The sequence below is a fragment of the Streptomyces sp. RKAG293 genome (assembly GCF_023701745.1).
Lineage (GTDB): Bacteria > Actinomycetota > Actinomycetes > Streptomycetales > Streptomycetaceae > Actinacidiphila.
Map to the genome: position 1 here is coordinate 8,193,498 of NZ_JAJOZB010000001.1, position 25,594 is coordinate 8,219,091.

17 protein-coding genes and 2 pseudogenes are annotated in these 25,594 nt (G+C 72.2%); 15 read left to right on the forward strand and 4 right to left on the reverse strand.

The features are described from left to right. The first annotated feature begins 30 nt into the window (after positions 1-30). Positions 31-2,208, forward strand: a complete 2,178-nt coding sequence (locus LNW72_RS36130; protein WP_250979259.1) for a 3-hydroxyacyl-CoA dehydrogenase NAD-binding domain-containing protein — start codon at positions 31-33, stop codon at positions 2,206-2,208. Between the two features lie 35 nt (positions 2,209-2,243). Here the strand turns inward: LNW72_RS36130 and LNW72_RS36135 are convergent, their stop codons facing one another. Then, positions 2,244-2,981, reverse strand: coding sequence for a MerR family transcriptional regulator (locus tag LNW72_RS36135; RefSeq protein ID WP_250979260.1), 738 nt, complete (start codon positions 2,979-2,981; stop codon positions 2,244-2,246). 160 nt (positions 2,982-3,141) lie between these two features. Between LNW72_RS36135 and LNW72_RS36140 the strand changes: the two genes are divergently transcribed. Then, a complete protein-coding gene (locus LNW72_RS36140; RefSeq protein WP_250979261.1) occupies positions 3,142-4,932 on the forward strand; it encodes an AMP-dependent synthetase/ligase in 1,791 nt (596 codons plus the stop codon). Positions 4,933-4,937: 5 nt separating this feature from the next. Then, positions 4,938-6,344 (forward strand): M1 family metallopeptidase, encoded by a 1,407-nt coding sequence (locus tag LNW72_RS36145; protein ID WP_374117373.1) that lies wholly within the window; start codon positions 4,938-4,940, stop codon positions 6,342-6,344. Positions 6,345-6,362: 18 nt separating this feature from the next. On the opposite strand, the gene LNW72_RS36150 is transcribed toward LNW72_RS36145, so the two are convergent. Further along, positions 6,363-7,430: an acyl-CoA desaturase gene (locus tag LNW72_RS36150; protein ID WP_250979262.1), complete on the reverse strand. Its 1,068-nt coding sequence runs from the start codon at positions 7,428-7,430 to the stop codon at positions 6,363-6,365. 157 nt (positions 7,431-7,587) lie between these two features. On the opposite strand from LNW72_RS36150, the gene LNW72_RS36155 reads away from it, so the two are divergent. The 5 genes and pseudogenes from LNW72_RS36155 (at position 7,588) to recQ (ending at position 15,223) form a co-directional block, all read left to right on the forward strand. Then, a complete protein-coding gene (locus LNW72_RS36155; protein WP_250979263.1) occupies positions 7,588-8,091 on the forward strand; it encodes a GNAT family N-acetyltransferase in 504 nt (167 codons plus the stop codon). Between the two features lie 107 nt (positions 8,092-8,198). After that, positions 8,199-10,637, forward strand: a complete 2,439-nt coding sequence (locus LNW72_RS36160; protein ID WP_250979264.1) for a Tex family protein — start codon at positions 8,199-8,201, stop codon at positions 10,635-10,637. Positions 10,638-10,676: 39 nt separating this feature from the next. Then, a pseudogene (locus tag LNW72_RS36165) lies at positions 10,677-11,135 on the forward strand (oxygenase MpaB family protein); the annotation flags it as partial. A gap of 108 nt (positions 11,136-11,243) precedes the next feature. After that, on the forward strand, positions 11,244-13,184 hold the full coding sequence (locus tag LNW72_RS36170; protein ID WP_250980440.1) for a Xaa-Pro dipeptidyl-peptidase: 1,941 nt from the start codon (positions 11,244-11,246) through the stop codon (positions 13,182-13,184). A gap of 86 nt (positions 13,185-13,270) precedes the next feature. Continuing rightward, positions 13,271-15,223, forward strand: coding sequence for a DNA helicase RecQ (gene recQ / locus LNW72_RS36175; protein WP_250979265.1), 1,953 nt, complete (start codon positions 13,271-13,273; stop codon positions 15,221-15,223). Here the strand turns inward: recQ and LNW72_RS36180 are convergent. Both LNW72_RS36180 and LNW72_RS36185 read right to left on the reverse strand, forming a co-directional pair. Beyond that, the gene (locus LNW72_RS36180; protein WP_250979266.1) at positions 15,220-16,128 is read right to left on the reverse strand and encodes a tellurite resistance/C4-dicarboxylate transporter family protein; all 909 of its coding nucleotides are present in this window, start codon (positions 16,126-16,128) and stop codon (positions 15,220-15,222) included. The genes recQ and LNW72_RS36180 overlap by 4 nt on opposite strands. Positions 16,129-16,201: 73 nt before the next feature. After that, on the reverse strand, positions 16,202-17,317 hold the full coding sequence (locus LNW72_RS36185) for a hypothetical protein (protein WP_250979267.1): 1,116 nt from the start codon (positions 17,315-17,317) through the stop codon (positions 16,202-16,204). On the opposite strand from LNW72_RS36185, the pseudogene LNW72_RS42200 reads away from it, so the two are divergent. The 7 genes and pseudogenes from LNW72_RS42200 to LNW72_RS36220 all read left to right on the forward strand — a co-directional run bounded on the left by LNW72_RS42200 (position 17,204) and on the right by LNW72_RS36220 (position 25,547). Then, positions 17,204-18,252: pseudogene (locus LNW72_RS42200) on the forward strand (hypothetical protein). The gene LNW72_RS36185 and the pseudogene LNW72_RS42200 overlap by 114 nt on opposite strands. Positions 18,253-18,343: 91 nt before the next feature. Then, positions 18,344-19,150 (forward strand): SDR family oxidoreductase, encoded by an 807-nt coding sequence (locus tag LNW72_RS36195; RefSeq protein WP_250979268.1) that lies wholly within the window; start codon positions 18,344-18,346, stop codon positions 19,148-19,150. Positions 19,151-19,461: 311 nt separating this feature from the next. Then, the gene (locus LNW72_RS36200; RefSeq protein ID WP_250979269.1) at positions 19,462-20,541 is read left to right on the forward strand and encodes a rod shape-determining protein; all 1,080 of its coding nucleotides are present in this window, start codon (positions 19,462-19,464) and stop codon (positions 20,539-20,541) included. 67 nt (positions 20,542-20,608) lie between these two features. Then, a complete protein-coding gene (locus LNW72_RS36205; RefSeq protein ID WP_250979270.1) occupies positions 20,609-21,646 on the forward strand; it encodes a rod shape-determining protein in 1,038 nt (345 codons plus the stop codon). 148 nt (positions 21,647-21,794) lie between these two features. Next, positions 21,795-23,081, forward strand: a complete 1,287-nt coding sequence (locus LNW72_RS36210) for a lipase family protein (protein WP_250979271.1) — start codon at positions 21,795-21,797, stop codon at positions 23,079-23,081. Positions 23,082-23,294: 213 nt separating this feature from the next. Next, positions 23,295-24,164 carry a chitosanase gene (locus tag LNW72_RS36215; protein WP_374117374.1) on the forward strand — a complete coding sequence of 290 codons (870 nt, stop codon included), beginning with the start codon at positions 23,295-23,297 and terminating at the stop codon, positions 24,162-24,164. Between the two features lie 147 nt (positions 24,165-24,311). Beyond that, positions 24,312-25,547, forward strand: coding sequence for a transglycosylase family protein (locus tag LNW72_RS36220; protein ID WP_250979272.1), 1,236 nt, complete (start codon positions 24,312-24,314; stop codon positions 25,545-25,547). Positions 25,548-25,594: the final 47 nt, after the last annotated feature.

Genomic DNA, 25,594 nt, shown 5'->3' on the forward strand with positions numbered 1-25,594 from the left:
CGCGTCCAACCCCCTTACGGAGACCTTGAGATGAGCGAGTCCACCACCATCCGCTGGGAGCAGGACGGGAACGGCGACGGAATCGTCACCCTGATCCTTGATGACCCCAACCAGTCCGCCAACACCATGAACGCGGCCTTCGCCGACTCCCTGGACGCCGTCCTGGACCGGCTGGAGGCCGAGGCCGACTCCGTACGCGGCGTCATCATCACCTCCGCGAAGAAGACCTTCTTCGCCGGCGGGGACCTGCGCGACCTGATCCGCGCCACGCCCGAGAACGCCGCCGACGTCTTCGCGGGCTCGATGCGCATCAAGGGCCGGCTGCGCCGCCTGGAGACCCTCGGCAAGCCGGTCGTCGCCGCGATCAACGGTGCCGCGCTCGGCGGCGGGTACGAGATCGCGCTGGCCTGCCACCACCGGATCGCCCTGGACGCCCCCGGCTCCAAGATCGGCCTCCCCGAGGTCACCCTCGGGCTGCTGCCCGGCGGTGGCGGCGTGGTGCGCACCGTCCGGCTGCTCGGTATCGCCGACGCGCTGCTCAAGGTGCTGCTGCAGGGCCGGCAGTACGCCCCGCGGCAGGCGCTGGAGGCCGGCCTGATCCATGAGGTCGCCACCGACCGCGAGGAGATGCTGGCCAGGGCCCGCGCGTTCATCGACGCGAACCCGCAGGTGCAGCAGCCCTGGGACGTCAAGGGCTACAGGATCCCCGGCGGTACCCCCAAGAGCCCGGCGTTCGCGGCGAACCTGCCGGCCTTCCCGTCCAATCTCCGCAAGCAGCTGGCCGGCGCCCCGTACCCGGCGCCGCGCAACATCCTCGCGGCGGCCGTCGAGGGCTCCCAGGTCGACATCGACACCGCGCTCGCGATCGAGGGCCGGTACTTCACCGAACTGGCCTGCGGCCCCATCTCGAAGAACATGATCCAGGCGTTCTTCTTCGACCTGCAGGCCGTCAACTCCGGTGCCAACCGCCCGCAGGGCATCGACCCGCGCCCGGTCACCAAGGTCGCCGTCCTCGGCGCCGGGATGATGGGCGCCGGTATCGCCTACTCCTGCGCAAAGGCGGGCATCCAGGTCGTCCTGAAGGACGTGTCCGCTGAGGCCGCCGAGCGCGGCAAGGCGTACTCGGCCGCCATCCTCGACAAGGCGCTCGCCCGCGGCCGCACCACCCAGGCCAAGCGGGACGAGCTGCTGGGCCGCATCACGGCGACCGGCGACCCGCGGGACCTCGCGGGCTGCGACGCCGTCATCGAGGCGGTCTTCGAGGACCCGTCGCTCAAGCACAAGGTCTTCCAGGAGATCGAGGACGTCATCGCCCCCGACGCCCTGCTCTGCTCCAACACCTCGACACTGCCGATCTCACTGCTGGCGGAAGGGGTCAAGCGCCGCCAGGACTTCATCGGTCTGCACTTCTTCTCGCCCGTCGACAAGATGCCGCTGGTGGAGATCATCAAGGGCGAGCACACCAGTGCGGAGGCGCTGGCCCGCGCCTTCGACCTGGTGCGGCAGATCCGCAAGACCCCGATCGTCGTCAACGACTCGCGCGGCTTCTTCACCTCGCGCGTCATCGGGCACTTCATCAACGAGGGCGTCGCGATGGTCGGCGAGGGACTGGACCCGTCCTCCGTCGAGCAGGCCGCCGCGCAGGCCGGCTACCCGGCCAAGGTGCTCTCGCTGCTGGACGAGCTGACGCTCACCCTGCCGCGCAAGATCCGCGCGGAGTCGCAGCGCGCCATCGAGGCCGAGGGCGGCAGCTGGCGGGCCCATCCCGCCGATCTGGTCCTGGACCGGCTGATCGACGAGTTCGGCCGCACCGGCCGCAGCGGCGGCGCCGGGTTCTACGACTACGAGGACGGCAGGCGGACCCGGCTGTGGCCCGGTCTGCGCGAGCACTTCAGCAAGCCCGACGCGCGGATCCCGTTCCGGGACATGCAGGAGCGGATGCTGTTCTCCGAGGCGCTGGACACCGTCCGGCTCCTCGAGGAGGGCGTGCTGACCTCGGTCGCCGACGCCAACATCGGCTCGATCATGGGCATCGGCTTCCCCGCCTGGACCGGCGGTGTCCTGCAGTACATCAACGGCTACGAGGGCGGACTGCCCGGCTTCGTGGCCCGCGCCGGTGAGCTGACGGCCGCGTACGGCGAGCGCTTCACCCCGCCCGCGCTGCTGGTCGCGAAGGCGGAGAAGGGCGAGACCTTCACGGACGGCTGAGGCTTGCCCCGCCCTTGGCCGTGCGGGCTTCGGTCTCAGTCCCTCCCGGACGAGGCCGAAGCCCGCAGCTCCTCCGCCAGCGACCGCTGGAAGGCCGTCACCAGGGCCTGGACCAGGGCCGGCTGGATGTACTCGGTGAGCGAGCGCATCCGGGCGGTCTCCTCCGGGCTCGGGTCACCGTCCAGATACGGCTGCCAGACCTGCTCGCGGAAGAGCTTCTGCAGCTCATGGGCGACGGCCCGGGTGTGCTTCAGCACGATCTCGCGGGTGGCGAGCACCGTCTCCAGCGGGATCGGCACGTCCAGCAGCCGCACCCCCAGGTGCAGCATCGCCGGATTGACCAGGAAGACCTCGGGGCGGTCGGTGCGGTCCAGCACGCCCATCGCCGACAGCCGGTCCACGTCGTGGTCGGTCAGCGCCCGGCCCGCCCGCCGCTCCAGCTGCGCGCGCGGCGTCTCCTCGGCGGAGTCCGGTACCCAGGCGGCGACCAGCGCCCGGTGCATCGCCAGATCCTCCGCGGTGATGTCGGCCGGCAGCTGGAGGAGGTAGCGCTCGATCGCCGCCAGCGTCAGCCCCTGGTGCTGCAGTTCCTCGATCAGCGACAGCCGCGCCAGGTGCTCGGGCCCGTAGAGCCCCACCCGCCGCGGACCCAGCACGGGCGGCGGGAGCAAGCCCTTGCTGCTGTAGAAACGAAGCGTACGGACGGTGACTCCGGCCCGCGCCGCCAGCTCGTCGACGGTGAGGCCGGCCGGCTGGATCAGGGACTGCGTCATGCGCTGCGCCTCGCTTCCGTCGGTACCCGAGCCCCGCCCCGGTCGATGCGGCGGATCGTGCTCAACAGTATTGCTGTCTCAGCGATGGTGTGAAAGCTTGCGGTTCCCGTACTCCACCAGGTTCCAGGAGACCGGCCGCCAGGCCGGCCAGGAGGCCGTCATGCCCACGATCCTGCGACTCCCCGCCGAACCGTCCGAGCTCACCCTCCCCGCGCTGCTGCTGCGCAACGCCGAGGACCACGGGGACCTCCCCGCGCTGTCCTGGCGCACCGCCGACGGGACCGGCTGGACCACCCTCACGTGGTCGGATGTCCGCCGCAAGGTGGCCGGCCTCGCCTCCGGCTACGCCGCGATCGGCGTGGAGCGCGGCGAGCACGTCCTGCTGATGATGGGCAACCGCCCCGAGCACTGGCTCTCCGACCTCGCCCTCGTCCACCTGGGCGCCGTGCCGGTCTCCGTCTACGGCACCGCCGCGCCCGAACAGATCGGCCATATCGCCCGCCACAGCAGGGCCCGGCTCGTGGTCGTGGAATCGGCGCGCGAGGGGGCCCGCTGGGAGCCGCTGCTCGACGACCCGCAGACGCGGCTGCGGCGGATCGTCGTGGTGGAACCGGGCGAGGCGGGGCCGCACGTCGCGTACTCCTCGATCGCCGCGCAGGGCGTCCGGCTGTACGACGCCGACGCCTTCGAGAAGGGCTGGCGCGCGGTGGGCGCGGCCGACCCGCTCACCGTCGTCTACACCTCAGGGACCACCGGCGACCCCAAGGGCGTGGTGCTCTCGCACCGCAATGTGCTGCTCAACGGCATCGCGCTGGACCGCGTCGCGGACTTCCCCGGCCATGCCGCGAGCATCTGCTATCTGCCCTTCGCCCACATAGCCGAGCGCATGCTCGGAATCTATCTGCCGGTCTTCCGGGCCGGGCACGTCCACCTCTGCGCCGATCCGCAGGCCGTCGCCGCGACCGCCAGGGAACTGCGCCCCGTGCAGTTCTTCGGTGTGCCCCGGGTCTGGGAGAAGCTCACCTCCTCGGTACGGGCCGCTCTCGGCCTGCTGCCCGAGAAGCGGCGGGCGGCCGTCGAGGCGGCCGCCGAGACCGCGCGCGCCGTCGTGAAGTGCCGCGAGCGCGGCGAGGAGCCCGCACCGGCCCTGGCCGCGGCCTACGCCGAGGCGAAGGCCCGGGTGCTCGACCCGGTGCTCGCCCTGGCCGGCTTCGAGCGGCTGACCTGGACGGCGAGCGCCGCCGCGCCGATGCCCGTCGACATCCTGGAGTTCTGGGCCGGCTTCGGGCTCGTCATCGTCGACGCCTGGGGCCTGACGGAGACGACCGGCGTGGCCACCACCAACAGCCCCGGCGGCTTCCGCTTCGGCTCCGTCGGACGCCCGCTGGACGGGGTGGAGATCCGGACCGCGGAGGACGGCGAGATCCTCGTGCGCGGACCGATCGTCTGCGCCGGCTATCTGCGGCCGGACGGCACGGCGCTCCCCGCCACCGACGCCGACGGGTGGTTCCCCACCGGGGACGTCGGCCGGATCGACGAGGACGGCTATCTGTGGATCACCGACCGCAAGAAGGAGATCATCGTGCTCTGCTCGGGCAAGAACGTGGCCCCCGCGGCGGTCGAGAACGCCCTCAAGGAGCACCCGCTGATCGGCCAGGCACTGGTGCACGGCGACGGCCGCCCCTACCTCGTCGCGCTCCTCGTCCTCGACCCCGAGCTGGCCCCCGCCTGGGCGGACCGGGAGGGCCCGGAGGCGCTGCGCGCCGAGATCGCCCGCGCGGTCGCCACCGCCAACGCGCGGCTGAGCCGGCCCGAGCAGATCAAGCGCTACCACCTGCTCACCGACGAGTGGGGACCGGCCACCGGAGAGCTCACCCCGTCGCTCAAGTTGAAGCGCCGGGTGATCCGCAGTACGTACGCTGAGGAGATCGATTCGCTTTACGAGGGGTAGGACCTGTGCACCACCGACTCCTGCGCGCGGCGCTCTCCGGGCTGCTCCTCGTGACCGCGTGCACCGCGGGGCGCCCGTCCGCGTCACCGCCGTCCGCGGACGGCTCCTCCGGAGTCGGCGACCCGCTGTTCCCGCTGGCGGGCAACGGCGGGTACGACGTGTCGCACTACGGGCTCGAACTGGACTACGACCCCGCGACACGGCTGCTGCGCGGCACCGCGCGGATCACCGCGCGGGCCACCCGCGGTCTGCCGACCTTCAACCTCGACCTGTCGGGCCTGGACGTCGGCAAGGTGACCGTCGACGGGGCCGCCGCGGGGAGCTCCCGCGCCGGGACCGAACTGACCGTGCGGCCGGCCCACGCCGTCGGTTCCGGCGCGGAGTTCACCACCGTCGTCGAGTACTCCGGGGTCCCCGGCACCATCAAGGACGCCGACGGCTCGCACGAAGGGTGGGTCCGCACCGACGACGGCGCCGTCGGCCTGGGCGAACCGGTCGGCTCGATGGCCTGGTTCCCTGGCAACAACCACCCCTTGGACAAGGCCGCCTACGACATCACGGTGACCGTGCCCGAAGGCCTGACCGCGGTGTCCAACGGGGAGTTGACCGATACCCGCACCACGGGCGGCCGGTCCACGTTCCGATGGCACAGCGCCGAGCCCATGGCGAGCTATCTGGCGACCGTCGCCATCGGGAAGTTCCAGGTGACCCGGTCGGCAACGGCCTCGGGACTGCCCGTCTACGTCGCCGTCGACCCCCGCGAGGCGGGCGAGGACCGGTCCGGTGTGCTGCGCAAGATCCCGCAGATCGTGGACTGGGAGAGCGGGCTCTTCGGCCCGTACCCCTTCTCGTCCACCGGCGCCATCGTGGACCGCGTCGACGGCGACACGGTCAACTACGCCCTGGAGACCCAGACGAAACCGGTGTTCCCCGGCGACCGGAAGGGCACCACCCTGGACGAGCCGACCCTGGTGCACGAACTGGCGCACCAGTGGTTCGGCGACTCCGTCACGCCGCGCACCTGGCAGGACATGTGGCTCAACGAGGGCTTCGCCACCTACACCGAGTGGCTGTGGGACGAACAGCACGGCGGTGAGAGCGTTCAGAAGCACTTCGACGCGACCTACCGGGACGACGCCCAGTGGGCGTTCCCGCCGGCCGACCCCGGCAAGCCGGAGAACGTCTCCGACGCCCCGGTCTACGGGCGCGGCGCGATGGTCCTGCACAAGGTGCGGCAGGCCGTCGGGGACGCGCCGTTCTTCGCCATCCTGCGCGGCTGGGCCACCGGGCACCGGGGCGGGAACGTCGACTCCGCCGAGTTCACGGCCTGGTGCGAGAAGCAGTCCGGCAAGGACCTCAGCGGCCTGTTCGCCGCCTGGCTGTACGGCGACGGCCGACCCGAAGCTCCTTAGGGCCAGCGGGCGTTCGCGCTAGGAGGCGGGGGCCGTGTCGCGCAGCGGGGCGCCGACCTCGTGCATGTGGCTGAGCGCCTGGGCGTACGAGTCGAGCAGCCCGGTCTCGGTGTAGCGAACCCCCAGCCGGGCGCAGTGTTCGCGGACCAGCGGCTGGGTGAGGCGCAGGTGCGGGCGGGGCAAGTTCGGGAAGAGGTGGTGCTCTATCTGGTAGTTGAGCCCGCCGAGGAACCAGTCGGTGACCAGCCCGCCGCGTACGTTGCGCGAGGTGAGGACCTGACGGCGCAGGTGGCCCCAGCGCGATCCCGGCTCCGGCATCTCCATGCCCTTGTGGTTCGGGGCGAAGGCGGAGCCCAGGTGCAGGCCGAACAGCGCGTGGTGCAGCAGCGCGAAGGCGATGGCCTGGCCGACGGGCATGGCGATCAGCAACAGGGAAACGTAGCCGAGGAGATGGGCGGTGAGCAGGGCGCCCTCGACACCGCGCTCGCGTGCGGGGCGGGACTTGAGGCTCTGGAAGCTGGACACCTTCAGCGCGATGCCCTCCAGCAGCAGCATCGGGAAGAACAGCCGCGCCTGGTGCCGGGTGAGGAAGCGTGCGAAGCCCTGCCGTTCGACGGCCTGGGCCCGCGTCCAGACCAGTGCGCCCACCTCGACGTCCGGGTCCTTCTCGATGTGGTTGGGGTTGGCGTGGTGGCGGTTGTGCTTGTCGTTCCACCAGCCATAGCTCATGCCGAGCAGCAGATTCGCGTGCACCAGGCCGATGAGCCGGTTGCGGTCCCGGCTGCGGGCGATCTGCTGGTGTCCGGCGTCATGGCCGAAGAAGGCCGTACGGGCACCGAAGACCGCGGCCGGCAGGGCGAGGAGCAGCACCAGCCAGGAGCCGCCGAGCAGCAGCACCCCGCTCCATATGGCGCCCAGTGCGGCCAGGTTCAGGGCGATCGCGGCGGCGTAGTACCCGGGCCTGCGCTTGAAGAGCCCGTGCTCCTTGACTTCCCGCAGCAAGGGGGCGAAGTCGCTGCCCGCTGGACAGTCGGCGCCGTCGGAGGCGTCGGTGACAGGGGCTGCGAGAATGCTGACGGGGGGCATGGGTGCTCCTCGATGCTGGCGTGCGGAATCCGTAGGTCGAACCTACGGATCAGCGGCCCGGAGCAGCCATGACGGCATCACCCCAACCGCTGGGGTGCCAAGCCCCCGGATATTCGGGGGCTAACCCCCGCACGGTCCTGTAAGTATGGGCCGCGTGATGGCAACAACCGACCACGCTGCCCGGTGGGAGACCGTCCCCCTGGCACCGGGGCATTCCGAGGCATCCGCGCTGCTGCGGCAGTACTACGTCGAACTCGTCGCCCGGTACCACGACCGGCCCGCGACCGACGCGGAGGTGGACCAGGTCCTGCTGGAGGAGCCCAGTGATGATCTGGCCGCCCCCACCGGTCACTTTCTGGTCGCACGCCGTGACGGAGTGCCGATGGGATGCCTGGGCGTCCGGGTCCTGGACCGGGACACCGGTGAACTGACCCGGATGTTCGTGCGCGCCGAAGCCCGGGGCCAGGGCGTCGCGAGCCGGCTGATCGCCGCCGCGGAACACGCCGCGCGCGACGTCCTCGGCGTGGCCGTGCTGCGGCTCGACACCCGCAAGGACCTGGTGGAGGCCCGGGCGCTGTACGCCAAGCACGGATACCGCGAGATCCCCGCCTACAACGACAGCCAGTACGCCGACCACTGGTTCGAGAAGAAGCTGGTCTGACTCCGCCGGGGGCGCGGTACGGCCGCGGGCCGTCCGCGCCGTCCCGGCCCGCGCGGGCATAATGCACGCAGAAGTCCAGCGGAGAGAGCAGGTTCAGCATCGTGACGATGTCTGTTGCAGGGTCGGTCGGGCCGTCGGTCGAGCGCAGGATCGCCGAGGAACTCGGGGTACGGCAGGCGCAGGTGCAGGCGGCCGTCGATCTGCTCGACGGCGGCGCCACCGTGCCGTTCATCGCCCGCTACCGCAAGGAAGCCACCGGCACTCTGGACGACGCGCAGCTGCGCACCCTGGAGGAGCGGCTGCGCTATCTGCGGGAGCTGGACGAGCGGCGGGCCGCGATCCTGGAGTCCGTCGAGTCGCAGGGCAAGCTGGACGACGCGCTGAAGGCCCAGATCCTGGCCGCCGACTCCAAGGCGCGGCTGGAGGACATCTACCTGCCCTTCAAGTCCAAGCGGCGCACCAAGGCGCAGATCGCCCGTGAGGCCGGCCTGGAGCCGCTGGCGGACGCGCTGCTGGCCGACCCCGGCCTCGACCCGCAGTCGGTGGCCGCCGGTTACGCCGACGCGGACAAGGGCGTCGAGGACGCGGCAGCCGCGCTGGAAGGGGCCCGCTCCATCCTCACCGAGCGGTTCTCCGAGGACGCCGACCTGGTGGGCGAACTGCGCACCCGGATGTGGTCCAGGGGCCGCCTGGTGGCGAAGGTGCGCGAGGGGCGGGAGGAGGCGGGCGCCAAGTTCGCCGACTACTTCGACTTCACCGAGCCGTTCGCCAAGCTCCCCTCGCACCGCGTGCTGGCCATGCTGCGTGGTGAGAAGGAGGACGTCCTCGATCTCACCCTGGAGCCCGAGGAGCCCAGCGAGGGCCCCAGCAGCTACGAGCGCAGCATCTCGCACCACTTCGGCATCGCCGACCGGGGACGGCCCGCCGACCGCTGGCTGGCGGACACCGTGCGCTGGGCCTGGCGCACCCGCTTCCTGGTCCGGCTCGGCATCGACCTGCGCGGACAGCTGCGCCAGGGCGCCGAGGACGAGGCGGTCCGGGTCTTCGCCTCCAACCTGCGCGACCTGCTGCTCGCCGCACCGGCCGGCACCCGCGCCACCATGGGCCTCGACCCCGGTTTCCGCACCGGTGTGAAGGTCGCCGTCGTGGACGCCACCGGCAAGGTCACCGCCTTCGAGACGATCTACCCGCACGTACCGCGCAACAAGTGGGACGAGTCGGTCGCCACCCTGGCCGCACTCGCCCGCGAGCACTCCGTGGACCTGATCGCGATCGGCAACGGCACGGCGTCGCGCGAGACCGACAAGCTCGCCGCCGATCTGATCCGGCTGCACCCGGACCTGAACCTGACCAAGGCCGTGGTCTCCGAGGCCGGCGCCTCGGTCTACTCCGCGTCCGCCTACGCCTCCGCGGAACTGCCGGAGCTGGACGTCTCCATCCGCGGCGCCGTCTCCATCGCCCGGCGGCTGCAGGACCCGCTGGCCGAACTCGTCAAGATCGATCCCAAGTCCATCGGCGTCGGCCAGTACCAGCACGACCTGTCCGAGCTGAAGCTGTCGCGCTCGCTGGACGCGGTCGTCGAGGACTGTGTGAACGGCGTCGGCGTCGACGTCAACACCGCCTCCGCGCCGCTGCTGCGCCGGGTCTCGGGGATCACCGAGGGGCTGGCGGGCAACATCGTCGCCCACCGCGACGCCAACGGGCCCTTCCGGTCCCGCAAGGCGCTCAAGGACGTCGCCCGGCTCGGCCCGAAGGCGTACGAGCAGTGCGCGGGCTTCCTGCGGATCCCCGGCGGCGACGACCCGCTGGACTCCTCCAGCGTGCACCCCGAGGCGTACCCGGTGGTGCGGCGGATCAGCGCCACGGCCAGGACGGACATCCCGTCGCTGATCGGCAACGGCACCGTGCTGCGGGCCCTGAAGCCGCAGGACTTCGTCGACGACTCCTTCGGGCTGCCGACGGTCACCGACATCCTGGCCGAGCTGGAGAAGCCCGGCCGCGACCCGCGCCCCGCCTTCAAGACCGCCACCTTCAAGGACGGCGTCGAGGAGATGAAGGACCTGCGGCCCGGCATGCTGTTGGAGGGCGTGGTCACCAACGTCGCCGCCTTCGGTGCCTTCGTCGACGTCGGCGTCCACCAGGACGGCCTGGTGCACGTCTCGGCGATGTCCCAGAAGTTCGTCTCGGACCCGCGCGAGGTCGTCAAGCCCGGTGACATCGTGCGGGTGAAGGTCCTGGAGGTCGACATCCCCCGCAAGCGCATCTCGCTGACGCTGCGGCTGGAGGACGAGGCCACCCCGCGCGGTCCGCGGGACGACCAGCGTCCGGGCGGCGGTGGCGGCGAGCGCCGGGGCGGCCCGCCGCGCCAGGCCCGGGGCGGACAGGGCGGCCAGGGCGGCGGACAGGGCGGCCAGGGCGGCGGCCGGGGCGCCCGCGACGACCGCGGCGACCGCCGCGGCGGCGGCTCCGCGGCTCCGGCCCCCGGCGGCGCCATGGCCGACGCGCTGCGCCGCGCGGGCCTGGACAAGGGCAAGGGCGGCCGCTGACCCGTCGTCACTTTCTACGGCCGGCGCGGGCGCGCCGGCCGTACTCTCGGCGCCCATATGGGGATCACGGAACTCCCGCGGACCTTCGAGGAGTTCGAGTCGCTCCTCGACGCCTACGAGGTGGCGCACTTCGGCTGGGACGAGGGCGGCCGCAGGGTCTCCGACGCGACCCTGGACCTGATGGCGTCCTGGTACCCGGCCGCCCCGCTCGCCCCGCTGGCACGGGCCGGTGCCCGTGCGCTGCTCGACGACCCGCTGCTGCGCGCCTTCCGCTACCCGGCGCCGTCCCCGGCGGGCCGGGCCGCGGTGCGCGGAGCGCTGCGGCTGCGGGCCCGCGCGGTCCGGCTGCTGCCGCCGCGCCGCACCCCGCACTACGCCCGCCAGTACCCGGAGATCAAGGGCTACCGGGACGGCTTCGACGTCGCGGAACTGGGCACCTTCGGTCCTGGCGGCTGCCCGGTGCTGCACGACAGGGCCGGGCACAACCGCCCCGGCTGAACCAGAAGTTGTCTCGTATCCCCCTTCTGTCATGGCAGGTACAACCGCTACGGTCCGCCCGTGCTCATACATGCGCGGGGAACCCGCACCCAATGGATATCCGCCGTGGTGGCAGTACTCGCCGCCCTGGCCGCCGTACTCACCGCACCGACCGCCGCACACGCGAACACCCGGGACGCGGGGACGGTACGGCAAGGACTGAGCCAACCCGACTACTCCTACGCCGACGCCATCCGCGAATCGGTCTGGGTGGACACCGGACTCGACGGCGACGCGGACGGCAAGGCCGACCGCGTCGCCGTCGACATCGTCCGGCCCAGTGAACCCGCCAAGGCCGGCCGGAAGATACCGGTGATCATGGACGCCAGTCCCTACTACTCCTGCTGCGGCCGCGGCAACGAGAGCCAGCTGAAGACGTACGACGCCAACGGCGACATCGTGCAGGCGCCGCTCTTCTACGACAACTACTTCGTGCCGCGCGGCTACGCCGCCGTCCTGGTCGACCTGGCGGGCACCAACCGCTCCGACGGCTGTGTCGACGTCGGCGGCCGGTCCGACGTCCAGTCCGCCAAGGCCGTCGTCGACTGGCTGAACGGCCGCGCCAAGGGCTACAGCGCCCGCGCCGGCGGCCGGTCCGTCAAGGCGAGCTGGACCACCGGCGCCGTCGGGATGATCGGCAAGAGCTGGGACGGCACCATCGCCAACGGTGTCGCCGCCACCGGAGTGGCCGGTCTGAAGACCATCGTGCCGATCAGCGCGATCAGCTCCTGGTACGACTACTACTTCCACCAGGGCGCACCGCTCCAGGACGGCCCCGAGTGGCTGTCGGACCTGGTCGAGAGCCCGGACGCCAAGGCCCACTGCGCCGCACAGCAGCAGAAGATCATCGCCGGCTCGCCGCGCACCGGTGACTGGACCCCGTTCTGGACCGAGCGCGACTACGTCAAGGACGCGGACAACGTGCGCGCCAGCGTCTTCGCCGTCCAGGGCATGCAGGACCTCAACGTCCGCACGAAGAACTTCGGTCAGTGGTGGGACGCCATCGCCGCCAACGGCGTCGAGCGCAAGGTCTGGCTCTCGCAGACCGGACACGTCGACCCGTTCGACGCCCGCCGCACCGCCTGGGTGCCCACCCTGCAGCGCTGGTTCGACCACTACCTGCTGGGCGTGCGCAACGGCATCGAGCGCGAGCCGATGGCCGACATCGAGCGCACCCCCGACCACTGGACCACCGACCGCGTCTGGCCGCCGGCCGCGACCGGCGGTACCCGGCTGAACCTGCGCGCCGGCACCACGCCCGGCGTCGGCACCCTCGGCACGAAGCCCGCCGACCACGGCAGCACCGCGTCGTTCACCGACGACCCGGCACTGTGGGAGGAGGACTGGGCCGCCCAGCCCGACGCCGCCAGCCCCGCCAGGACGGCCTTCACCACCGGAGTCCTCACCAAGGACCTGCGGCTGTCCGGCAACGGCACGGTCACCGTCACCGCGACCTCCTCCACCACCAGCGCGCACCTGTCGGCGGTGCTGGTCGACCTCGGCCCGGCCACCATCAGGAACTATCTGGGGGACGGCGAGGGCATCAAGACGCTGGCCACCCGTTCCTGCTTCGGGGACAGCACCGCCGGTGACAGCGCCTGCTTCCTCGACACGGCGGCGGACACCACCACCGTGGACCACACCGTGTTCAGCCGGGGCTGGGCCGACCTCGGGCACTACGCGTCCCTGAACCACGGTGTGCCGCTGGTCCCGGGCAAGCCGTACACGATGACCCTGAAGCTGGCCGCCACCGACCATGTGATCCCGGCCGGCCACCGGCTCGCCGTCATCATCGCGGGTACCGACGGCGGGCTGATCCAGCCCGCCGACACCACCCCGAAGATCACCGTCGACCTGGCCCGTTCTGGGGTGAACCTGCCGCTCGTCGGCGGCTACGGCGCGCTGCGCACCTCCACCGCCGCGGTGGCCCCGCAGGCCCGCGGGCTGCGCGCCCCGGCCGCCCCGCGCCCGGCCTTCGACGGTCTCCCGGCGGCGGCGCGGCTGCGCTGACACCGGACGGTCCCCGTCCCGGCCGAACCCGGCCGGGACGGGGAATCGTGTCATGGCGGGCACCGGGCTCCTCGTAGACTGCCCGGATGACTGCTGCTGCCCTCGACGAGACGTCCGAGACGAGCGACGCGCTGCGCGTCCTGCACCGTGTGTTCGGCTACGGGTCGTTCAGAGGGGCGCAGCAGGAGATCATCGATCATGTGGTCGCCGGCGGTGACGCCCTCGTCCTCATGCCGACCGGTGGCGGCAAATCGCTCTGCTACCAGATCCCCGCGCTGGTCCGGGACGGCGTCGGTGTCGTCATCTCGCCGCTGATCGCCCTCATGCAGGACCAGGTCGACGCGCTCACCGCGCTCGGTGTGCGGGCCGGGTTCCTGAACTCCACGCAGGACATGGACGAGCGCCGGTCGGTCGAGGCGGCCTTCCTCTCCGGCGAGCTGGACCTGCTCTACCTGGCGCCCGAGCGGCTGCGCTCCGAGGCGACGCTGCGGCTGCTGGACCGCGGCACGATCTCGCTGTTCGCGATCGACGAGGCGCACTGCGTCGCCCAGTGGGGCCACGACTTCCGGCCCGACTACCTCATGCTGTCGGCGCTGCACGAGCGCTGGCCGAAGGTGCCCCGTATCGCGCTGACCGCGACGGCCACCGAGGCGACCCACGGCGAGATCGCGTCCCGGCTGAACCTCAAGGACGCCCGGCACTTCGTGGCGAGCTTCGACCGCCCGAACATCCAGTACCGGATCGCCCCGAAGGACGAACCGAAGAAGCAGCTGCTGGAACTGCTGCGCACCGAGCACCCCGGCGACGCGGGCGTCGTGTACTGCCTGTCGCGCGCCTCGGTGGAGAAGACCGCCGAGTTCCTGGTGGGCAAGGGCATCGACGCGGTGCCGTACCACGCGGGTCTCGACTCGCGGGTCCGGGCGGCGAACCAGTCGCGGTTCCTGCGCGAGGACGGGGTGGTGGTCGTCGCGACCATCGCGTTCGGCATGGGCATCGACAAGCCGGACGTGCGCTTCGTCGCCCACCTGGACCTGCCCAAGTCCGTCGAGGGCTACTACCAGGAGACCGGCAGGGCCGGGCGCGACGGCCTGCCGTCCACCGCCTGGCTCGCGTACGGCCTCCAGGACGTCGTGCAGCAGCGCAAGATGATCGAGACGTCCGAGGGCGACGAGGCCCACCGCCGCCGGCTGGGCACCCACCTCGAAGCGATGCTGGCGCTGTGCGAGACGGTCGAGTGCCGGCGGGTGCGGCTGCTGGCCTACTTCGGCCAGCAGAGCACCGCCTGCGGGAACTGCGACACCTGCCTGACCCCGCCAGAGTCGTGGGACGGCACCATCCCCGCGCAGAAGCTGCTCTCGACGGTGCTGCGGCTGGAGCGCGAACGCCACCAGAAGTTCGGCGCCGGCCAGATCATCGACATCCTGCTCGGCAAGAAGACGGCCAAGGTCATCCAGTTCGACCACGACACGCTGTCGGTGTTCGGCATCGGCACCGAGCTCGGTGTGTCCGGCTGGCGCGGGGTGGTCCGCCAGCTGCTGGCCCAGGGGCTGCTCGCCGTCGAGGGTGACTACGGCACGCTGGTGCTCACCGACGCCAGCGCCGAGGTGCTGGGCCGCAAGCGTGAGGTGCTGCTGCGGCGCGAGCCGGAGAAGGCCGCCCGTGCGGAGAAGTCGGCGAAGTCCCGCCGGGCCGCTCCCGTCGACCTGCCCGAGGCACTGCTGCCGGTCTTCGAGAAGCTGCGCGCCTGGCGTGCCGCCAGTGCGAAGGAGCAGGGCGTCCCCGCGTATGTGATCTTCCACGACGCGACCCTGCGCGAGATCGCCACGGCCGCTCCCACGGACCTGGCGGCGCTCGGCACCATCAGCGGCGTCGGCGAGAACAAGCTGGCGAAGTACGGGCAGCAGATCCTGGACACGCTCTCCGGCACGGAGCGCGAGCCGGAAGCGGCGGAAGCGGCGGACGAGCCGGAGGGGTTCGGCGACATGCCGGAGCCCGAGGACGCGGAGGACCCGGCGGGGGAGCCCGACCCGGAGTTCTAGGCCGGCGGCTCCCGGCCGGCCAGCGCCGAGCGGACCGCCGCCACGAAGACGACCATCCACAGCACGAGGGACGGCCACAGCAGTACGCGTCCTGCGGTCTCCGCCACCGGGACGTCCGCCGCGGTGGCGACGGCGAGGCACGCCACCGCCGTCATCCCGAGCGGGAAGACCGTCGACCAGCGGCGGACGTCGTAGCGCGGACGCGGCCACCGGATCTCGCAGACCAGCAGGACGGCGAACCAGCACAGGTCCAGCACCAGCAGCACGATGGTGAGCACGCGCAGCGTTCCGTGCGCCGAAGGGGCCCAGTGCAGGGGGCCGTTCGCGGCGGACGCGGTGACGAGTCCGGAGCCGGCGAGCGCGGAGATGGCCAGCGCGCCGCCGGCCACCCACTGGTCGCCGCTGCCCGTCCGCAGCTGGCCGGCGTCGAAGCGCGGCAGCACCGCGGCGTAGAGCAGCAGGCCCAGCACGAAACACCCCAGCGCCGCCCACATCAGCCAGGCCTGCCGCTCGGCGAGCGCGAGGGACCCGGCCAGGACGGCCAGGCCCTCGGTGGCGACGCAGACGAGGAAGCCGGCCCCCGGCAGCCGGGGTTTCCAGTGCCGGACGACGGACGGCAGCAGCACCGGCCACAGCACCGTGGCCACGATCAGCAGAGCCGCCGCCGCCGCCTCCTGCCGGCCCTGGAGCGACAGCCGGGTGCCCAGCACGGTCGTCGCGGCGATCGAGGTGAGCGCGGCCGGGGTCTCGGCCTGTGCCTTCCAGGTGCCGCGGTCCAGCAGCAGCCGGTCGGCGAAGAGCGCCGCGAGCAGCAGCCACGCCACGACCGCCGGCACGAGGAAGACCGCGGAGGCCACGTCGTACCCGGTCAGCCGCAGGCCGATCGAGATGATCGCGGCCGCCATCGCGGCTCCTCCGGCGGCGGGAGGACGACCGGCCCACCAGCGCCGCGCCGTCACCCGTGCGGGCACCGGACGGTCAGTAGCGCAGGACGAGGGCGACCCGGCCGTCGTCGCTGAGCGAGTCGTCCGGGACGAAGCGGACCTCGGTCTCCTTGTCCAGGGCGGCCTCGATGAGCTGGTCGACGACGTCCTCCTCGACGCCGTCGGCGGCGGTGCCGCCCTCGACCGGCACCAGATGGCCGTCCTGGATGCGGGCCGCGGCCTGGAAGTGCTCCTCGACCAGCAGCAGCGATCCACGGCCCTCGGTGACCGCCCGCCAGGCCTCGTCGAGGCCGCCGGCGAAGCGGCGCCGGCCGCGCGCGGAGTCGAGCTCCTCCAGTCCATCGGCGTTCCGCTTGGCCGTGTACTCCTCGAACACCGGCCGCAGCCGTTCCGAGAGCTCGTGCGCGGGCGCCTTGTCGAGCCCGGCGCGGTCGAGCCGGCCCACCAGATCCTGCGGGTGCTGGGACAGCTCCGCCAGGAGGGTGACGGTGCTGGCCGTACCGACCAGGAAGACCGGCCGGCGCTCCTGGTCCAGCGCCTTGTCCAGCGCCGCGTCGACGGATCGCAGGTACTGGCGCATCCGCTCTTCGCGCTGGTGGCCGGGGACGGAGCCGATGTTCGCCCCGGGGACGGCGTCCTCAGGGTCCGGGATGCCGGGCTTCAGCGGGAAGCCGTGGCGCTCGACGGGTACCAGCCGGTCGCCGGATCCCTCCCAGAGCAGCGTCGTCTCCTCGGACACCACGAGCACCCAGTACGGGCGGGCGTACAGCCGCGCGGCGACGAGGTTGCGGGTGAGGAAGGTGTTGGCGAAGACGACGCGCTCCTGGATCTCCACGGGGGAGGACAGCTGCCAGATGTGCCGTTCGCCGGGGGCGAGCAGGACCAGTAGCCCGTCCTCCGCGTGCAGGAAGTCGACGTCCTGGGCCACCAGGTCCAGCTGCCCCTCCAGGTCGATCCGGTCCGCGCGCGAGACCTGCGGGTCGTCCGTGAGGCGCTTGCGGGCGTCCTCGAGCAGGTTGCGCAGCCGGATGGGGTCCTGGGCGTTCTCCGGCCGGTGCCGGTGGGTGGGCATCAGCAGCGAGACGGCCGGATAGGGCCGCGGCCGGCGCAGCCCTTCGAGGACCGCGGGGGTCAGTTCACTGGTGTGCATGCTCGCCCTCTCCACATGCCCGCCGCGGGAGCGGGCGGATCCGTCCTACCAGGGGAACAGGCTTACGGGCGGAGCGCGACTCGCGGAGCGCCGGGCTGGCCTCGGGAGCCCGGGTTCCCTCTTCTGAACGCCGTCCCGCAGGCCAGAGCCCCCCACGCAGGCGGAGAACCCTGGTCCTCGCCCTCGCCGCCGTCGCCGGCCTGCTCTCGGCGGGCCTGGTCGCGGGCCCGGTCCGCGGTCATCACCAACCACACCAACAGCAACGCGAACCACACCAACAGCAACGCGCCGCTGCAGACCGGCTGGGCCGGCTCGTCCTGGCCGCGCGCCGCCGAGATCATCCGCTACACCGGGGCCGGCTGGTCCCCGGCCGGGGTCACCCGCTTCGCGACCATGCTGCGCACCGTCTACCTTCCGAAGGTCATCAACGGCTCCCAGAGCAACGGGAACTGGGAACTGAGCATGATGGAGGCGGCCGTCGGCATCTCGGTCTTCCTGGAGGACCGCACCAGCTACGACAAGGCCATAGCCAGGTTCCGCGGCCGGGTGCCCGCGTAGAACTATCTGCCCTCCGACGGCGCCCTCCCCAAGGCCCCGCCCGGCGGCAGCATCGACACCAGCGCGGAGATCATCAGCTACTGGCAGGGCCAGCGCACGTTCACCGCGGGCCTGACCCAGGAGACCTGCCGCGACTTCACCCACACCGGTTACGGCATCTCGGCCATCTCCCAGCGGCCGTACCGGCCTCGCTGTGCGGCGGACACCTCAACCTGGGCCTCGGCCCCGTCACCGAGGTCGGCTTCAACGCGCTGCACCACCGGCTCGGCATCGCGATGGCCAACACCCAGCAGCTCACCGAGCAGCAGCGTCCCGCGGGCTCCGACAACCTCTTCGTGGCCTGGGAGACCCTGACCCACGCCGACAACGCCGGCTGACCACCGGGGCGACGGGTACGGGGCCGGGCCGGTAGGGCGCGGACGCTCTCCTACGCTGGGGGTTCGATCACCCTCCAGGAAGCAGCGCGCGATGCACCAGCCCGGCCCGGTATCCGATTCCACCGCTGTCCCGCCGTTCCCCGCCACCGGCCGCCGCGTGCTGGTCAGCGGCGCCTCGCGCGGCCTCGGCAGGGCGCTCGCCCAGGCCTTCGCGGCCAACGGCGACCGGGTGGCGGTGCACTACGGATCGCGCCGCGAGGAGGCGGCGGAGACCCTGGCGGAGCTGCCGGGCACGGGCCATGTCCTGCTGGGCGCCGATCTCGCCGACCCGGCGGCGACGGCCCGGCTGGCGGCCGACGCGGCCGCCGCACTGGGCGGCATCGACGTCCTGGTGAACAACGCGGCCGTCAACACCCCGCACCCGCCCGCGACCACCGGCTACGAGGAGTGGACCGACGCCTGGCAGCGGCATGTCGCCGTCAACCTGCTCGGCACGGCCAACCTCAGTCATCTCGCCGCGCACCGGATGATCGCCTCGGGCACCGGCGGCCGCATCGTCAACATCGGCTCGCGCGGGGCCTTCCGCGGTGAGCCGGACCATCCCGCCTACGGCGCGACGAAGGCGGCGGTCCACGCGCTGGGCCAGTCCCTGGCCGTCGCGCTGGCGCCGCACGGCATCGCCGTGGCGTCCGTCGCGCCCGGCTTCATCGAGACCGACCGGGTCGCCCACCGGCTGGCCGGAGCCGGCGGCGAGGCGATCCGTGCGCAGAGCCCGTTCGGCCGGGTCGCCGCGCCCGCCGAGATCGCGGCCGCCGCCCTGTGGCTCGCGTCGCCCGCGGCCCTGTGGGCCTCCGGAACCGTCCTGGACGTCAACGGCGCCTCCTACCTGCGGACCTGACGGACCGGGAGCCGTCCGGTTGCCGGTCGCCCCGGCCGGCAACCCTCCGCAGGGGCCCTTCACCCGAACGTGTGAAATGCGCGGCGTCTGTGCGGGGCGAGTCGTCGGCGACGGTGTCGGCGTGCATGCCCGGTACGGACAGCCGGACGCGCCTCCGCCCGCTGTCCGCCCGCGATGGACGCTCCCGGCGCGCCCGGACCCGAGGTGTCCCCACTCGGCGCATTCCAGCGGGCGATCACCGGGGGCCGCCCTCATGGTGAAGGGAAGGCCGCCGCACGAGCGGCCGGATTCACCGTTCGAGAGGCACCACCGTGACCGACAGCTTGCACGATCTGCGCCGCTGTACCTTGGCGATCGATCTGGGGGCTGCACGGACTCGCGTCTATGCCAAGCGCGCCGGACTGATCGTCGACGAACCGAGCCTGGTGGCCGTCGACATCCGCAACGGGCGCCTTGTCGCGGTAGGCGGCCTGGCCGAGCGCATGGCCGGCCGTACCGCCGAATACGTGCGCGTGGTCCGTCCGTTCTCCGGCGGAACCGTCGTCGATGTGGACATGGGCATCCTGATGCTGCGCCAGCTCCTCGGCGACAAGGCGCGCAGGGCCTGGCTCCGTCAGTCCAAGCCGCGGATAGCGGCGGCCGTCCCGTTCGGCGCCGGACCACAGGCGCGCCGGATCCTGTCCGAGACGCTGACGGACCTCGGCGCCCGGCAGGTGGAACTCGTCCACGCCCCGCTCGCCGCCGCGGTGGGCTCCTCGATCCCGGTCGGACAGCCCGAAGGCAGCATGATCGTGATCTGCGGTGCGTCCGAGACCCAGGTCGCGGTGCTCTCCTTCGGCGGGATCATCGCCGGCGAGGTCCTCCCGGTCGGGGGGAACGCCATGGACGACGCGGTGCTCGAACACCTGCGGATCCACCACGATCTGATACTCCCGCACCAGGGGCTGCTGCCCCTGCACCAGGTGCTGTCCGAAGCGGTGGCGGAGCCGCAGTCGAACACCGAGGTGCACGGCAAGGACGTGTCCAGCGGACTCGCCCGCTCGCTGAACCTGGAGACCGGCGGGGTGCGGGACGCGATGCGCGATCCGCTGTCCGCGCTGGTGAGCGGCATCGGCCGGGTGCTGCGGCGCTGCCCGCCGGACCTGGTGGTCGACATCGCCGACCGCGGCATCATCCTCACCGGCGGCAGCGCCGTGCTGCCCGGCCTCGACACCATGCTGGGTGCCGCGACCGGTATGCCGGTGCACATCACGAAGGACCCCGCGCTCTCCACGGTGCTGGGTCTGGGCATGATGATCGAATCTGCCGAGGCCACCGAACCCGCCGCGGAGGAAGTGGCCGAGATCCGGCCGGAGAGCGCTGTGCGGGCGGCGAGCCAGGAGCTCGCATGACCGCCCGGTCGTACGGGCCGGCCACATCCATGTCTTCCGGGGACCTCCCCGGGGTCGGGAGCGCGTGATGACCCTGGCGCCGGTTCTGGAGCGCTTGCGACGGTGCACCGTCGCCGTGGACCTGGGAGCCGACAGGACCCGGGTCTACCTGAGGGGCCACGGCCTGATCGCCGACGAGCCCAGTGTCGTCGCGTTCGACACCGAGCGCGGCGAGGTGGTCGCGATCGGCACCACCGCGGAGCAGCTGACCGGCCGTGCGCCGGAGCACGTGCTCGTCATCAAGCCGGTGGCGGGCGGCATGGTGGTCGACGTCGAGATGGCGCGGCGCCTGCTCCGGCACGTGGCCGGGTCGAGACTGCGCCGGGCCAGGCTGCGCACCCCGGTGCTCAGGGCCGCCCTGAGCCTTCCCTACGACGCTCCACCGGTCGCGCGCCGCACTGCGTTCGAGACGCTGGCGGGGCTCGGACTGCGCCGTGTCGAGCTGGTCGACTCGCTGCTCGCGGCGGCCGTCGGCTGCGGACTGCCCGTGGAGTACCCGGAAGCGGCGATGATCGTGCTGGCGAACGCCGACAGTACGCAGGTGGCGGTGCTCTCCATGGGCACGGTGGTGGCCGCCGAGACCGTCCCGGTGGGAAGCGACACCATCGACCGTGCCGTCGTGGAGTACTTCCGGGGCCACCATGAACTGGCGCCCTCCGTCCAGACCGTGCAGTCGCTGCGCGAGGCCATCGGCGGTACCGCCCCCGCGGCCGCGGCCGACATCGAGCTGAACGGCCGGGACATCGTCAGCGGCCTGGCCCGCTCGGTGACGGCCGACGCCCAGGCGGCACGGGACGCCATGCGCGGCCCGCTGCGCCCGATCCTCGACGGGGTCAGCATGGTCCTGCGGCGCTGCCCGCCGGACCTGGTGGTCGACATCGCGGACAGCGGACTCACGCTCGGCGGCTCCATCTCCCGGATGCCGGGCCTGGACTCCCTGCTCCGGTCGGCCACCGGGCTGCGGGTGCAGATCGCGGAACATCCGGACGGGTGTGTGGCGCGGGGCATGGGCGCGATGATGGAGGGCCGGATCCTTCCGGCGCGCCAGAGCGTGGCGGTGAGGTAACCGGTACGCCGGATTCCCCCCGGAGCAGGGGTGTTGCTGGCCCCACCCCCGCCGGGTGTGTGGGGCCATGGAGCGGCAGGGCACGGAACGGAAGGCTGAGAGGAGCAGAAACCCAGTGCTCACCGCACCTTTCACACCAGGGGAAACCATGTCCCGCTCCGCTCGCACCGCCCAAGGCAACCGCACCGCCCGCGGCAACCGCACCGCCCGGGCCGCGGCCACCGCGCTCGTCATCGCCCTCGTCGCCGGCGTGCCGGCCGCCGCACTGGCCGCTGACGGCCGCCCCGCGGCGGCCACCTCGGCCGCTCGACACGCGGACGGCCGCGGCACGTTGCTCTCCGCCGTGCCCGTCGCCCTGCTGAACCGTACGCAGACGGACTCCTATGTCGCGAGCCAGGGGTTCGAGGTGCCCGGCGCGCGGTACGCGACCGCCTCGTACCGCATCACGTACCGCACGATCGGCGCCGACGGCCGGCCGGCCACCGCCAGCGGCCTCGTCGCCCTGCCGGTCGGAGGTCCCCGCGAGTTGCGGACCGTCTCCTACGAACACGGCACGCGCGCCGAGAAGAAGGGCGTGGCCTCCACGGACCCGGACACCGCGGACCGCGCGGTCGCGGTGCTGTTCGCGGGCGCCGGGTTCGCCGCCGTCGCCCCCGACTACCTCGGACTGGGCACCGGCCCCGGACACCACCCGTACATGGACATCGGCACGGAGACCAGCGCCTCGCTAGACATGCTGCGCGCGGCCCGCACGTTCGCCGCCGGCCACGGCCGGACGCTGGAGCGGCAGGTGCTGGTCACCGGATTCTCCCAGGGCGGGGTGGCCACGATGGGGCTCGGCCGGGCGCTGCAGGGCGGGGCCGACCCGTACTTCAGGCTGCAGGCGCTCGCCCCGGTCAGCGGCCCGTTCGACGCGCGCGGCGCGGAGCTTCCTGCCGCGTTCGATGGCCGCCTCGACCCGGCCATCGCGGCCTACTACCTCGGCTACTTCACGACGTCCTGGAACCGGCTGCACCCGCTCTACGGTTCGACCTCCGAGGCGTTCCTGCCGCCCTACGACCGGACCGTGGAGCAGCTCTTCGACGGCAGCCACAGCGACGCGGAGATCCTCGGGGCGCTGCCCGGCGACCCGCGCAAGCTGTTCACCCCGGCCTTCATCGACACACTGCGGCACCCCACGGGGGCCTTCGCCGAGGCGCTGCGCGTCGGGGACTCCACCTGCTCGGATTGGACGCCGCGGGTGCCGGTGCGGATCTTCGCCTCCGGCACCGACCGGGACGTGGCGGTCGCCAACAGCGAGCACTGCCAGGCGCAGCTGCGGGCGAACGGGGTGCACGCGCCCCTCCTCCCTGCGGGCGATGCGGGGCACTTGTCGACGCCGTTCGTGGCCTATCCGCAGATCCTGAGCTGGTTCGAGGAACTGCGCAGGAGCTGAACCGGAGTCGGCCCCGATCGTATTCGGGGCCGATCCGGAGCCGATTTCGGGCCGAACCCGAACGGATCCGGAATTGATCATCGAACTGCATCTTGGCGTTCCTTCGTTGCGGTGCTTGAATACACCCGCCCGGTTAGGAAAGTTTCCTAACTAAGGCGTGAGTAACCTCCCGAGCCCCGAAGTGGCCGCCCCCCGGCCGGAAGCGGAGAGCACGTGAACGACCACCGCGCAGGACGATCCCGTAAGCGCCTGACCCTTCTCATAGCCACCGGACTGCTGGCAGCAGGCGCCACCCCCCTGGTGATCGCGGCCAACGGCAACGCCGCGACGCCGGTGGCCGCGCACAGTGCCGGTGTCAAGGCCGCGGCGGGCGTCGGTCTCGACGACGCCCACAAGAAGGACATCGCGATGCAGCTGGTCTCCAGCGCCGAGAACTCCTCGCTGGACTGGAAGTCGCAGTACAAGTACATCGAGGACATCGGCGACGGCCGCGGCTACACCGCCGGCATCATCGGCTTCTGTTCCGGCACCGGCGACATGCTGGACCTCGTTCAGCTGTACACGGACCGCAAGCCCGGCAACGCCCTCGCCAAGTACCTCCCCGCGCTGCGCAAGGTCAACGGCACCGAATCGCACTCGGGCCTCGGCTCCGCCTTCGAGAGCGCCTGGAAGACCGCCGCCAAGGACGCCGCGTTCCAGACCGCGCAGAACGACGAGCGCGACCGGGTGTACTTCAACCCGGCCGTCAACCAGGCCAAGTCCGACGGGCTGCGCGCGCTCGGCCAGTTCGCCTACTACGACGCGATCGTGATGCACGGCCCGGGCGACGACAGCACCAGCTTCGGCGGCATCCGCAAGACCGCCATGAAGAAGGCCAAGACCCCCGCCCAGGGCGGAAACGAGACGACGTACCTCAATGCCTTCCTCGACGCCCGCAAGGCCGCGATGAAGACCGAGGAGGCGCACAGCGACACCAGCCGTGTCGACACCGAACAGCGCGTCTTCCTCCAGAAGGGCAACTTCGACCTCAACCCGCCGCTGAGCTGGAAGGTCTACGGCGACAGCTACAACATCGCCAACTGATCGACGGCGGGGCGGGCCGCACCGGAGGCCATCCGGTGCGGCCCGCCCCAACAGCCGCTCCACGTGCGCCCCTTGTGGTGGCCAAATCGTTGCGTCTACCCTGTGGGGCGCCAGTCCGGCCCCCGGTCGTGGAAGAGGACGAGGTCTATGCCCTTACGTGGTCGTCACCGCCGCTACCGGCCCAGCCGGGTCTCGCAGGCCTCCCTGACCGTCACCGCCGGCGGAGCGGGTCTCGCCCTGCCGCTGATCAGCGTCAGCGGCGCGGCGGCCGCGCCGCTCAGCACCTGGGACAAGGTCGCGCAGTGCGAGAGTACCCAGGACTGGAGCATCAACACCGGTAACGGCTACTACGGCGGGCTGCAGTTCGCGTCGAGCACCTGGAAGGCCTACGGCGGCACCGCGTACGCCTCCCGCGCCGACCTCGCGTCGAAGTCCGAGCAGATCGCCGTCGCGGAGAAGGTGCTGCGCGGCCAGGGACCGGGAGCATGGCCGGTGTGCGGCCCCCGGGCCGGGCTCACCCGCGACAGCGCGGCCCCGCAACAGGCCCCGGCGCACCCGAAGAAGACCACCCCCGTGAAGACACCGGTGAAGGTCTCCACCAAGGCCGCGCCCGCCAAGCCGGCGCCGGCCGCCAAGCCCTCCTCGCCCGCGACGCCCGGCAGGACCACGGCCGACGCGTACGTGGTCGTCAGCGGCGACACGCTGTCCGGTATCGCCGCGGACCATCACACCAAGGGCGGCTGGCCCCAGCTGTACTCCGCCAACCGGCAGGTCGTCGGCGGCGACCCGGACCTGATCCTCCCCGGCCAGCACCTCAGCCTCACCGGTACCAAGGGACCGGTGGCCAGGACCCAGGCGCCCGCCGCGAAGCCGCAGCAGCACGCGAAAGCGGCACCCGCCCAGGCCCCCGCCAAGCCGGTGGCGACCCACAAGGCGGCGCAGAAGCCGGCCCAGAGGCCGGCGCAGTCCGGATCGCAGACCTTCATGGCACCGGTCAGCGGGGTCAGCCCGAGCACCCCGTACCACGCCTCCGGCGCCAGTTGGTCGAGCGGCTACCACACCGGCGTCGACTTCCCGGTCTCCACGGGCACCTCGGTGAAGGCCGTCGGCAACGGGACGGTCGTCTCCGCCGGCTGGGGCGGCGCGTACGGCTACCAGGTCGTCATCCGGCACCCCGACGGCAGGTACAGCCAGTACGGGCACCTGTCGCAACTGTCCGTACGGGCCGGGCAGCCCGTCAACCGCGGTCAGCAGATCGGCCGTTCCGGTTCCACCGGCAACGCCACAGGACCGCATCTGCACTTCGAGATCCGCACCGGGCCCGAGTACGGCTCGGACATCAACCCCCTCACCTACCTGCGGGCACACGGCGTCAGCATCTGACGCCGGCCGGACCGCGGGCACCCGGCGCCGGGCCGTCCCGGCACGGC